Origin of the sequence: Nitrospira sp. ND1 (assembly GCF_900170025.1) — a bacterium.
Lineage (GTDB): Bacteria > Nitrospirota > Nitrospiria > Nitrospirales > Nitrospiraceae > Nitrospira_A.
The window spans coordinates 2,736,432-2,747,804 of record NZ_FWEX01000006.1; the positions used below are offsets into that span (position 1 = coordinate 2,736,432).

General features: G+C 57.9%; 15 protein-coding genes and 1 pseudogene. 12 read left to right on the forward strand and 4 right to left on the reverse strand.

Annotated elements, in window-relative coordinates; genetic code table 11:
* The first annotated feature begins 10 nt into the window (after nucleotides 1-10).
* Both NSND_RS17755 and NSND_RS17760 read left to right on the forward strand, forming a co-directional pair.
* On the forward strand, nucleotides 11-334 hold the full coding sequence (locus tag NSND_RS17755; RefSeq protein WP_080880256.1) for a metal-sulfur cluster assembly factor: 324 nt from the start codon (nucleotides 11-13) through the stop codon (nucleotides 332-334).
* A gap of 60 nt (nucleotides 335-394) precedes the next feature.
* Entirely contained in the window at nucleotides 395-1,648 is a 1,254-nt protein-coding gene (locus NSND_RS17760) for an RNA polymerase sigma factor (protein ID WP_080880257.1), read from the forward strand.
* A gap of 247 nt (nucleotides 1,649-1,895) precedes the next feature.
* Here the strand turns inward: NSND_RS17760 and NSND_RS17765 are convergent, their stop codons facing one another.
* From NSND_RS17765 to NSND_RS17780, 4 genes and pseudogenes are all read right to left on the reverse strand, one after another.
* Complete coding sequence (locus NSND_RS17765; protein WP_080880258.1) at nucleotides 1,896-2,303, reverse strand: cupin domain-containing protein; 408 nt, start codon at nucleotides 2,301-2,303, stop codon at nucleotides 1,896-1,898.
* Between the two features lie 75 nt (nucleotides 2,304-2,378).
* Nucleotides 2,379-3,186: pseudogene (locus tag NSND_RS17770) on the reverse strand (SDR family NAD(P)-dependent oxidoreductase).
* A gap of 100 nt (nucleotides 3,187-3,286) precedes the next feature.
* Nucleotides 3,287-3,652 (reverse strand): VOC family protein, encoded by a 366-nt coding sequence (locus NSND_RS17775; RefSeq protein WP_080880259.1) that lies wholly within the window; start codon nucleotides 3,650-3,652, stop codon nucleotides 3,287-3,289.
* A 107-nt stretch (nucleotides 3,653-3,759) separates the two neighbouring features.
* The gene (locus tag NSND_RS17780) at nucleotides 3,760-4,623 is read right to left on the reverse strand and encodes a restriction endonuclease (RefSeq protein WP_080880260.1); all 864 of its coding nucleotides are present in this window, start codon (nucleotides 4,621-4,623) and stop codon (nucleotides 3,760-3,762) included.
* A gap of 380 nt (nucleotides 4,624-5,003) precedes the next feature.
* On the opposite strand from NSND_RS17780, the gene NSND_RS17785 reads away from it, so the two are divergent.
* From NSND_RS17785 to NSND_RS17830, 10 genes are all read left to right on the forward strand, one after another.
* Entirely contained in the window at nucleotides 5,004-5,417 is a 414-nt protein-coding gene (locus NSND_RS17785; RefSeq protein ID WP_080880261.1) for a VOC family protein, read from the forward strand.
* A 34-nt stretch (nucleotides 5,418-5,451) separates the two neighbouring features.
* Nucleotides 5,452-5,808, forward strand: coding sequence for a YciI family protein (locus tag NSND_RS17790; RefSeq protein ID WP_080880928.1), 357 nt, complete (start codon nucleotides 5,452-5,454; stop codon nucleotides 5,806-5,808).
* Nucleotides 5,809-5,858: 50 nt separating this feature from the next.
* Entirely contained in the window at nucleotides 5,859-6,218 is a 360-nt protein-coding gene (locus tag NSND_RS17795) for a YciI family protein (RefSeq protein ID WP_080880262.1), read from the forward strand.
* Between the two features lie 132 nt (nucleotides 6,219-6,350).
* Entirely contained in the window at nucleotides 6,351-7,532 is a 1,182-nt protein-coding gene (locus tag NSND_RS17800) for a sialidase family protein (protein WP_080880263.1), read from the forward strand.
* A 240-nt stretch (nucleotides 7,533-7,772) separates the two neighbouring features.
* Nucleotides 7,773-8,069, forward strand: a complete 297-nt coding sequence (locus tag NSND_RS17805) for a MoaD/ThiS family protein (RefSeq protein ID WP_080880264.1) — start codon at nucleotides 7,773-7,775, stop codon at nucleotides 8,067-8,069.
* Between the two features lie 194 nt (nucleotides 8,070-8,263).
* Nucleotides 8,264-8,749, forward strand: a complete 486-nt coding sequence (locus NSND_RS17810; RefSeq protein WP_080880265.1) for a VOC family protein — start codon at nucleotides 8,264-8,266, stop codon at nucleotides 8,747-8,749.
* 27 nt (nucleotides 8,750-8,776) lie between these two features.
* Complete coding sequence (locus NSND_RS17815) at nucleotides 8,777-9,145, forward strand: DoxX family protein (RefSeq protein ID WP_080880266.1); 369 nt, start codon at nucleotides 8,777-8,779, stop codon at nucleotides 9,143-9,145.
* Between the two features lie 281 nt (nucleotides 9,146-9,426).
* Nucleotides 9,427-9,855 carry a YciI family protein gene (locus NSND_RS17820; RefSeq protein WP_080880267.1) on the forward strand — a complete coding sequence of 143 codons (429 nt, stop codon included), beginning with the start codon at nucleotides 9,427-9,429 and terminating at the stop codon, nucleotides 9,853-9,855.
* 194 nt (nucleotides 9,856-10,049) lie between these two features.
* Nucleotides 10,050-10,649 (forward strand): DUF1579 domain-containing protein, encoded by a 600-nt coding sequence (locus NSND_RS17825; protein WP_080880268.1) that lies wholly within the window; start codon nucleotides 10,050-10,052, stop codon nucleotides 10,647-10,649.
* A gap of 131 nt (nucleotides 10,650-10,780) precedes the next feature.
* Nucleotides 10,781-11,215 (forward strand): hypothetical protein, encoded by a 435-nt coding sequence (locus NSND_RS17830; protein WP_080880269.1) that lies wholly within the window; start codon nucleotides 10,781-10,783, stop codon nucleotides 11,213-11,215.
* Nucleotides 11,216-11,373 lie beyond the last annotated feature (158 nt).

An 11,373-nucleotide genomic window follows, 5' to 3' on the forward strand; every position in this document is an offset into this window, starting at 1 on the left:
GACCAGTTGAATGACGACGGAGCATCACGGTGCAGCGTCCGATCCACGAGTGCTAGAGGCCCTGCGGCAGGTGGTTGATCCCGAGTTAGGTATCAACATCGTGGATCTCGGATTGGTATACGGCAGCGAGGTGCGGGACGGTCAGGTTCATGTGGCCATGACGATGACGACGCCCGCCTGCCCGATGGAAGAGCTGTTGATGGAGATGGTGCATGCGGCGATTCTGCGTGAGTTGCCGGAGGCGCGTTCAGTGGAAGTGGATCTCGTGTGGGAGCCCGCCTGGAAGCCGGAGATGATGAGTCCGTCTGCCAAGGTGCAGTTGGGCCGGACGTGAAGATGAGCGAGTGGACGCGAAAGACTGTTTAAGTTTGCTTGGCTGAGAGGCACCCGGACCGTGAGTGAGGAGCAATCCAGGCAGGTGCGCGAGTTGGTGGAGTCGGTGTATCGATCGGACTCCCGCCAGGTGCTCGCCACCTTGATTCGTCTGCTCGGGGACTTCGATACGGCGGAAGAGGCCCTGCACGATGCCTTTGCCGTTGCTGTGGAGCAGTGGGCACGGGAGGGGGTGCCGGCCAATCCAAGGGCTTGGCTCGTCTCGACCGGCCGCTTCAAGGCCATCGACGGGATGCGACGGCGCGCCCGCTTCGACGCATCCCTGACGGAACTCGCGAGACACCTGGACCTCAGCACGAGCGATCCCGAAGGCTGGAACGACGAGGCGGTCGAGGACGACCGGCTGCGACTGATCTTCACCTGCTGCCATCCGGCCTTATCGCCCGAGACGCAGGTTGCGATGACGTTGCGCGAAGTCTGCGGCCTCACGACCGATGAGATCGCGCGCGCATTTCTCAGCAAGCCTGCCACCATCGCGCAACGCATCGTGCGGGCCAAAGGCAAGATCCGTGACGCCCGCATTCCCTACGAGGTGCCGTCGGCGACCGATTTGCCTGACCGGCTGGATGCGGTGTTGCGGGTCGTGTACCTCGTCTTTAATGAGGGCTACAGCGCTTCGTCGGGGGACTCACTCACGCGGCACGATCTGTCCGGGGAGGCGATTCGCCTGGGGCGCCTGTTGATCGGGTTACTGCCGGAGCCCGAAGCCCTGGGCCTCCTGGCGGTGATGTTGCTGCACGACTCGCGTCGCGGGGCGCGCACCTCGCCGACCGGCGATCTGGTTCTCCTGGAGCAGCAGGACCGCTCGTTGTGGAGCCGGGCGCAGATTGTCGAAGGAACGGCCTTGGTAGAGCGGGCGCTCGCATCGCGTCAGGTCGGTCCCTATACCATTCAGGCCGCGATTGCGGCCGTGCATGCCGAGGCCCCCGATGCCGCATCGACCGACTGGGCACAGATCGTCGGTCTCTACGATTTGCTGGTACAGGCTGAGTCGTCAGCCGTGGTCGAGCTGAACCGGGCGGTGGCTGTGGCGATGCGCGACGGCCCGGAGGTGGGGCTGGTCTTGGTCGATGCGATTCTCTCCCGCGGTGAACTCGTGAACTATCACCTGGCGCATGCAGCCCGCGCCGACCTCTGCCGGCGACTGGGGCGAACCGCAGAAGCCTGCGCCTCGTACGAGAAGGCTTTGAGTCTCACGCAGCAGGAACCGGAACGGAGATTTCTGAAGGGACGCTTGAGTGAGTTGGCCGACTGAGCAAGGCGCTTCCTCGCACGACGTGTGAATTGCCGTGTTATGCCAGTGGATGTCGAGTGTGCCACAGGCGGCCGACGATGCCTTGGAGGCGGATTGGTTCGCAATCGAGACGTTGACGTCACCCGACGTAGCCATGAGTTCTGATGTCGCGCGCGTCGCGTCGATGGCCGCGAAGGTCCAGACCGAAAGTCGATAACGTGGCGAAGTCATCGGACAGGTTGACCCAGGCTTCGCCAGCCGGATGGGCTTATTTGCTGTCTATGGATGTCCGACCGTCAAAATGGTGGTCGGCATCGGCATCCGCTTCCTGCTTGGTTCGGTGGACGGTGCCGACCTTGTGCTCCGGTGGACTATAAAGACTATACAGCTTGAGGTCGGCGCTTTCTGACGTATTGATGACATTATGTCTGGTTCCGGACGGGATGACGACGGCGAACCCGTCGCGCACGGCGTGGTCCTGCCCATCCAGTATGACTGTTCCGTCCCCTGCTTCAAACCGGAGGAATTGATCGAGTTCATGGACTTCTTCGCCGATCTCCTCTCCCGGTTTCAAGCTCATCAGCACTAACTGACTATTCTTGGCCGTGAACAGGACTTGCCGGTAGAGTGAATTCTTCAGGGTCGCCTCTTCGATGTCCGTGACATACCCCTTCATGTTGACCACCTTTCGTTAAAGCCTCTGTGGCAGTGGGGACGAGATAGGGTACAGGTCGCTGGCTTGTCTATAACCTCAGCATATGGTGCGCACAAGACCGCCTTCGGCGCGGATGCAGGATCCGTTGATGACCGAAGCACGCGCACTGCACACGAAGGCGACGATGTCTCCGATTTCCCGTGGGTCGATGAGGCGACCGATGAGTGACGTCGGACGGTTCTCCGCAATGAATCGACATTCAGCCTCCGCCTGAGTAAGGCCAGGAAAGACATCCTGGATGAATTTTTCAACGCCATCCGTGCGCGTGGGGCCGGGCAGGACTGAATTCACCGTGACCTTCGTGCCTCTGGTGAGCTCAGCAAGAGAGCGGGCGATTCCCAATTGCATCGTCTTGGTGGCGCTGTAGTGAGCCATCTCCGGCGCGGGGGAAATCCCCGATTCGCTCGAAATGAATACAATCCTCCCATGGCCGCGTTCCAGCATCCCCTTGAGATACTGTCGAGCCAGGGAGATACTGTCGAGCCAGGCGCACGCCGCTCATGATGTTGATCTCGAACATCTTCTGCCAGGCTCCATCCGTTTCATCAAAAAACCCGATTGCTTCGTAGATGCCCAGATTGTTCACCAGGATATCGACCTGTGGCCAAGTCGAGAGGGTTGTGGCGCATCCCCCGGCGGTGCCGTTATCAGCCGCCAGGCCGACCAGGTCAGCGCTGGACAAGTCCCGGCGGAGTTCTGTCAATGCTTTCTCGACGTTGGATTGCGTGCGGCCGTTGACGATGACTCGCGCCCCCTCGATGGCCAGGGAACGGGCGATTTCAAGCCCGATGCCTCCGGTTGAAGCGGTCACGAGAGCGGTCAGACCATTCAAGTTCAAGTTCATGCAGGCAGCTTCCTCACCGCGAGGGGTTGTAATCTCAGCCCTGGCATAGGACCCGGGTTTGCAGAAACGTTCCGATCGCCACCGGTTGCCGTCCCGTTCATCAGGATTTTCGTCGATGGATAATGATGGAATTCCCATCTGGATCGGAGACGATCGCCATGTGGCAAACGGGCGTCTCCAACGGTTCAAGTCGGAATGGGCATCCGTTTTCTTTGAGCCGCGCGATGGCGGCAGCGAAATCCTTCACTTCGAGACCGACCGATCCGCCGCCCGGGGACGGTTTCCAATCCGGTGCGCCGTTCCCGATCCCGAGCGTGTTCGACCCGATATCGTATTCGACGAACCCCTTGTCTCCCTCTCCGAAAAACCGCGATTCTTTGAGCCCCAGCACGCCCTCATAGAACCGGCGCGCCCGCTGAAGGTCTGTGACGGGATAACAGGTAAATGCGATGTCGGTGACGTTCATGCGGCTCCTTTCTTCGATTGACCGGCGCCGAGCCTATGCTGCGCTAGCAAAAAATCACGGCTCGGTAAGTTTTTCACCAAGGTGATTGTTGAGTGTGTCCGGGTAGACTATTTCTGAAATTCGTCGAAGAATCTTTCGTCTACGTCAAATGAATGTTTCGGCACAACTCCCAGTTCAAGTTTTTCAAACATCTCAAGAAGGGTTTCGCCGTCTACAAGTTCGATTGGGGGGACACCGTCTCGTCTAGCTTCTTTCTTGGCTTCAAGTGTAAATGTTCCGGTCGTGATGATAATGCCCTTATCCGCCCGGCCCATCATGGCTCCTCTAAAGTCGCGGACTTGTGATGGGGTAACTGCGCCTTTGTAGCGTTTACACTGAAATAGAACAGTGAAGCTGACGAAGGGGTTCACTTGAAGTGTGCCGATTCCATCGATCCCACCATCACCGGACCGACCGGTGATCGACACGTGTTGAAAGCCGGATTCCCTAAGAAGTCTCTGGCTGAGTCGTTCAAATCCATCGGGTGGGAGAGCTCGGACAAGTTCAAGGATGCGGATGCGATGTGGAATCAGTTCCTCTTCTTCTGGTGCGGGTTGATCCGGAAGGTCCTTGGCGAGTGTTGTTTCCCCTCCGGTCTTGGCTCTCGTTTTTTGAACGGTTTTGAAGACGTGCAAGGGATCAACTGTGGGTAGGGCGATCGTTCTTCCGAGTTCGGTAAGGCTCCAAATGCCCCTTCTCGATGAGTCGAGATATCCGGCCCACACTAAGTACTGTCGTGCCCAGTGTACTTGGTTGCGAATTCGCGATTGGCCATTTTTGTTCACGACTAGCTGTTCTTGCTCTGAAATGCCTGCAAGTTCAATTGAGCGGTCTACAATTTCGCCCGGTGTCCCGGCGGCACCGGATTCCCGCAGAGTCGAAAGGATGGGGAGAAAGAAACGAACGAACTCTGGCCCTTTCGCTATTTTCATGAACCCTCGCACCGTTCATTTACAAGGTGGTGAGTTACCCAAGAAGTCTTTATCCAATGACCCATTGATTGGGCAGGCATATCTATTCAGGCCTCGCTTAGCGTCGGATCTTACTCCCTTCCCCTAAGTTTTCAAACGGCACAATTTGCTGAAATCATGACGCTTTAGCCGTCTGTGCCGATCCTCCACACTGCCGCTGGACTCCTGGTGATTACTCATGTCGATTTCGGCCTTCCCCGACGACTATTTTATATGACGCGCTAGTTAATCCGGAATCGGAGGGGGAGTGATTGCCGCAGGAAAGAGGTCGATGTCGATTTTCTCCGGCTTTGACGACTATCTTCTAACCGCAGGAATTAATCATTCGGAAGGAGAAACTCATGCCGACAAGGACCAAGAAGCGGGCGGCGAAGAAGCCACAGGCGGCGGCCAGTATCGTCTGGTTTGAGGTGCCCGCCGACGATCTCGACCGGGCGAAGAAATTTTATGGCTCGTTGTTCGGCTGGACCTTCGCGAAGATTCCGGCGGCCATTTCCGACTACTGGCACATCGATACCGGCGGAAAAGATGCGACGCCCGACGGCGGTTTGATGCCACGTATGTATCCGGAGCAATCCATCACCAACTATGTGGGCGTGCCGTCGGTGACGATGGCGATGAAAAAGGTCGAGAAACTCGGAGGGGCGATCTGCAAGGCCAAGACGGCGGTGCCCGGCATGGGGTATTTCGCCATCTGTCAGGACACGGAGAGCAATACCTTTGCCCTATGGGAGATGAACGAGCGCGCCAAGTGAGAATGCCGCAGAAGGCATGGAGAAGGGAGTGGTCATGAAATATCTCTGCCTGGTGTATGTCGAAGAAAAGACGTTGAATGCCATGTCCCGGGATGAGCGGGTCGCGTTGTCGGACGAATCCATGGCGTATTGTGATGAGTTGCAAAAAAACGGTCAACTTCTTGGGGCGTCACCCCTCCATCCGGTAGAAGCCGCGACGACGGTGCGGGTGCGGGCCGGGAAAGTCTCCACGACCGACGGGCCCTTTGCCGAAACGAAGGAACAGTTGGGCGGGTATCTGTTGATCGATGTCCGGGACCTCAACGACGCCGTACGGATCGCCTCGAAGTTTCCCGCAGCTCAGTACGGCAGTATCGAAGTGCGGCCGATTAAAGAGGGCGGTTGTGCCTGACTGTTCGGTCGACGAGGCAACGGATTGAGGGGCTTTCATGGAGGCACGGCATGAAATTCATCTTGTTGGTTCATCACGACGAAACGGCATTCGAGAAGATGAGCGAGAAGACAAAGAAGGGCCTACTGGCGGAGTCGATTGGGCTCTGCCATCAATTGGATGCGAAGGGGGAGTACGTGCATGCCTCTCCGGTTCACCCGGCTGAGACGGCGGCGATCGTTCGGGTTCGAGAAGGCAGGCCCATTGTGACCGACGGGCCCTTCATCGAAACACGGGAACAGATGGCGGGCTATTTTCTCATTGAGGCGAAGGATCGTGATGAAGCGGTGGCCATTGCAGGGCGAGTGCCGGGCGCACGCATTGGGACGGTTGAGGTGCGACAAGTGAGGGAAATCACTGGATTGCCGTGAACAAGGTGCTGAGAGCTAATGGCCTATGGCGCATAGCATATAGCTCGAACAAGCAGCATCGCGGCATTATTGGCTATACGCCATAAGCTCTTGTGTGGCGCGAGAGATAAGCGCCTATGAAAGGAGTCGGATATGAGCCGGGTACGGGTACTTGTCGGGACGAAGAAGGGTGCGTTCATTCTCACATCGGATGGCACGCGGAAACAGTGGGATGTGCAGGGGCCCCACTTCGGCGGCTGGGAAATGTACCATCTGAAAGCGTCGCCTGCCGATCCGGATCGGTTGTATGCCTCGCAGACCAGCAGCTGGTTTGGGCAGGTGATTCAACGTTCGGACGATGGCGGCAAGACCTGGAACCCGCCGGGTACCAAACCGGAAGATTTGATGGGGACGGACGGAATGCCCAACGGCGCAAGTAACATGTTCGTCTATGACGCGTCGGCGGAAACGGGCAAACCGTTGACCACCCACCAGCATTATGATGGCACGCAGAAGCCGTGGGCATTCAAACGCATCTGGCACCTAGAACCCTCGCTGACCGATCCGGACACGGTCTATGCCGGCGCGGAGGACGCCGCGATCTTCAAATCGTCGGATGGGGGAAAGACCTGGAATGAGCTGCCGGGGCTGCGTAGTGCGAAGGGCCATCTCTGGCAGCCCGGCGCCGGGGGGATGTGCCTGCACACCATTCTGTTGGATCAGAGCCAGCCCGATCGCATGTACATCGCCATCTCTGCGGCGGGCGCATTCCGCACCGACGATGGTGGCAAGACCTGGAAGCCGATTAACCGCGGTCTCAAGTCGCAATATGAGCTGCCGGATCCGGATGCCGAAGTCGGCCACTGTGTGCATCGCATTGCCATGCATCCGTCACGTCCGAACGTGCTGTTCATGCAGAAGCATTGGGACGTCCTTCGCAGCGACGATGCCGGCGACTCGTGGCACGAGGTTAGCGGCAACCTGCCGAGCGATTTCGGGTTTCCGATCGCGGTGCATGCCCATGAGCCGAATACGGTGTATGTGGTGCCGATCAAGAGCGATTCAGAACATTATCCGCCGGAGGGGAAACTCCGGGTGTATCGCAGCAAGACTGGCGGCAATGAATGGGAGGCACTCACAAAGGGTCTGCCGCAGCAGGATTGTTATGTGAACATTCTGCGCGACGCGATGGCGGTGGATCAGCTTGAGCCCTGCGGCCTCTATTTCGGGACGACCGGCGGGCAGGTCTATGCGTCCCGCGACGGGGGTGACAGTTGGACGGCGATTGTGCGGGATTTGCCGGGAGTGTTGTCCGTAGAGGTCCAGGCGCTCTAACGTCTGCTGAAAATGGCCGCCAGCGGCGTTCTCAGTCGCGACTCTCACTGCGACGTACCCCGAGGGTACGCCTCATTCGCGTCGCTCCCTGCGGCCTTGCTGGACGACCATTTTGAGCAGCGTTATGGAGAGAGAAGCCAGGTACGGCTGTTAAACAGCCCTGTGACTGCCACGACGGTTGAGAGTTGAGAGGGGATTGACGGCTCGCTTCGCCTACGAGCGATGTACGAGGGAGGATACATGGTTCGTGTCGTATTACCCGCACATTTGCGGACGTTGGCGCGTGTGACGGGGGAAGTGTCGCTGGATGTGGCAAGTCCGGTAACGCAGCGGGCGGTGCTCGATGCGCTTGAGGCGCGGTACCCCATGTTGCGGGGAACCATTCGCGACCATGTCACGCACAAGCGGCGGCCGTTCATTCGGTTCTTTGCCTGCGAGCAGGATCTGTCGCACGAGTCGGCTGATGTCCCCCTCCCGGACACAGTGGCATCTGGGACCGAGCCGTTATTGATCGTAGGGGCGATGGCGGGCGGGTAAGCGGGCTGTTGAAAATAGCCGCCAGCGGCGTTCTCACCTCGGAACCGTCCTCAACGTAGCCCCGAGGCTACGCCTCCGGCGCTTCCATCGGCTGCGGCCTTGCTGGACGACTATTTTGAACAGCCTGCACCAACCGTTATAAGGGTAATTCTGGTACCGATGATCCGTTATCAGCTGGTAAGGAGTGAACTGTCATGCAAAAGATAGCGCCATGTTTGTGGTTCGACGATCAGGCCGAAGAGGCGGCGAAGTTTTATGTGGCGACGTTCAAAAAGGCGAAGCTCGGTCCCATCACCTACTATGGAGAGGCCGGTGCGACGGTCTCGGGAAGACCGAAGGGTTCGGTGATGACCGTGGCATTCGAAATCGATGGGCAGGAGTTTCTGGCCTTGAACGGCGGTCCCATCTTTCAATTTACTGAAGCGGTTTCGTTGATGGTGAAGTGCGAGACGCAAGAAGAGATCGATCACATGTGGGAGGCCCTGTCCCGAGGCGGAGAAGAGGGGCAATGCGGGTGGCTCAAAGACAAGTACGGCCTCTCGTGGCAGATCGTGGTGCCGCAGTGGGATGAGATGTTGCGGGATAAGGATGCCGCGAGGTCAGAGCGGGTCATGGCGGCGATTCTCAGTATGACCAAGCCGGATCTGCAGCGCGTTCAACAGGCCCATGAGGGCCGATGACGGCAAGCAGGCCAAGGAGGCGCAATCATGGGTTGGCACCTGATCTGGGGTGGACGGGTCATTTCTGGTCTGCTTGCTTGTCTGCTGGCGATGAGCGCAGCGATGAAGTTGGTCGGTGGCCGGGAGGTGATCGAAGGCTTTGCCCGGATGGGACTTCCCGAGTCTCTGCGCGTCCCTCTTGGGGTGCTGGAATTGGTCTGTGTCTTGGTCTATGTTTTTCCGGCCACATCCGTCATGGGCGCCATTCTCCTGACCGGCTATGTCGGCGGTACGATCGTGACCCATCTGCGAATCGGTGAGCCGGTGGTGTTTCAGATTGCGCTGGGTCTCTTGGTCTGGTTGGGACTGTACTTGCGCGAGTCTCGACTGAAATCGTTGCTCCCATTGAGAACCTAGTCCGGATTATTCATGAATACCTGCTCCGTCGTCCGATCCTGTCGCCCGGCGAGACTGTTCTCGTTCGGCCTGCTCGACGGACTGTAGGTACGCCTGCGTCGGCCTCATGTGCGAGAAGCCTCGGCGGGTTTCCGCCTCGAACGCCTCGCGACGGCATTTATAAATAATCCGGGCTCGTGCCCTGTCGATTTTCGCCTGTGAGGGCGACTAATGGGTAGATGGCGGCCGGTGCGGGAACGAGGCCGTCGCACAACCATTTCACCAGGGAAGGAGCGCGTCCCATGCGATTTATTGTATTCGTCAAAGCTACCAAAAATTCAGAGGCGGGTGTGATGCCGAGCCAGGAGTTGCTGGCCGCCATGATGAAATATAACGAGGAGCTGGTACAGGCCGGAGTGATGCTTGGAGGGGAGGGGCTTCACCCGAGTTCGAAGGGCGTCCGCGTGAAGTTTTCGGGTAGCAAGCGAATTGTCACCGACGGACCGTTCGTTGAGACGAACGAGATCGTCGCCGGCTATTGGTTATGGCAATGCAAATCCAAAGAAGAGGCCATCGAGTGGGTCAAACGCTGTCCCAGTCCGATGCCAGGCGAAGAATCTGAAATCGAGATTCGTCCCTTGTTCGAGGCCGACGATTTTGGAGCCGAGTTGACTCCTGAGCTTAGAGAGCGGGAAGAGCAGCTACGGGCGCAAGCAGCCGGCAAGAAGTAGGACAGTCATGGGGGTCTTTTGCAGCATGGATAAGATGGTCGACAAGGATTTCGAGGATGGCCTGGCCTCCCTCAAGGCGTTGGCCGGGAAATAACAGTGCCAGGGGTCTTGTCAGACTTGATCTGATCGTATGACGCGAGCATAGTTCTAGAAGAAGATACTCAACACATCTCAGTCAGACTCAGGAGGCCATTATGCGATACATCACGGTGACACTGGTTGCGCTTGCGTTGGTCATGACAGCCTCGTTTGGTGAGGCCAAAGAAAAGAAGCATGACAAACAAATGGACCCGCAGGCGATGATGGAACTCTGGCAGAAGCTGGCCCAACCCGGTGAGCCGCACAAGGCGTTTGCCGGCTTAGCCGGCACCTGGACGACGACGACGAAGGAATGGATGGAACCCGGGAAACCTCCTACGGAAGCGAGTGGGACGGCTGACATGAAGATGCTCTTGGGCGGACGTTTTCTCTATCAGGAGTTCAACAGCCAGATGATGGGGCAGCCGTTTTCCGGAATCGGGATCGATGCCTATGACAACGTGCGCAAAAAATATGTGACCGCCTGGATGGACACCATGGGGACCGGCATCTTCATCATGGAAGGAACGGCGAGTGCAGACGGGAAGACGATCACGCTGAAGGGGTCGCATCCCGAACCGGGCGGCGGGCAGATGCACCATCGCGCAGTTTGGAAGTTAGTGGACAGCAATACGCAGACGTTCGAGATGTATGGAAACCACGGGCACGGCAAGGAAGCGAAGATGATGGAGATCACTTATACCAGGAAGCCGTAAGGTGCACTCTCCTAAACCCTGTGACGTGAGAGCATCGAGCGGCGTGGACAGTGTGAAGGCATGAACACTGTGCCCTGGGCATAGCCGCATCAGTGGCCGGTGAGTCATCCATTCTTCGAAGGGAGGCCGTTATGCAACGGACGATCGGATTCCTCGCGATGGCACTCATTCTGACAAGCCTGAGCGGCTGCAGTTATCTCTTTTACCCACGAGCCGGCGACTACGCCACGCAGGCGAAGGGGGCGAACGGTGTCGAGACCATGATGAACCTCTCCAGCATGATGGAGGCGACCGCGTCCAAGGCCAAGGGTGGGAAGGGTGTCGATACGGCCTTCGACGATCTCCACAATCAGTTCCATGCCTTGAGTGATTCGTTCTGCGGTGTGACGGATGCACAAAGCAAAACACCGGCCTATGCGTTGGCGGTGACGCATAAGAAAGAACTTAGTGCGATTTTCAAACGGCTGTGGAAGTTCAAAGATGATCAGCCTCAGCGAGACCAACACCTTGAGTTGTTGGCCACTGAGTTGAAAGAACTCCGTGAGACGTTGCGGACGATCAAGTAGGGCCAGTCGTAGAGGATGATGGCAGCATGGTCTGCCGGGCGGAGGCTAGTTGAATCACCTTTGATACGTGCTGCGCGCTCTGGCATGGTCAAGTGAGGAAGATGTTGGAATTTACCTAGCCTAGGACGTCAGAGTTAAGCATCTTCAGTCAGGGAACA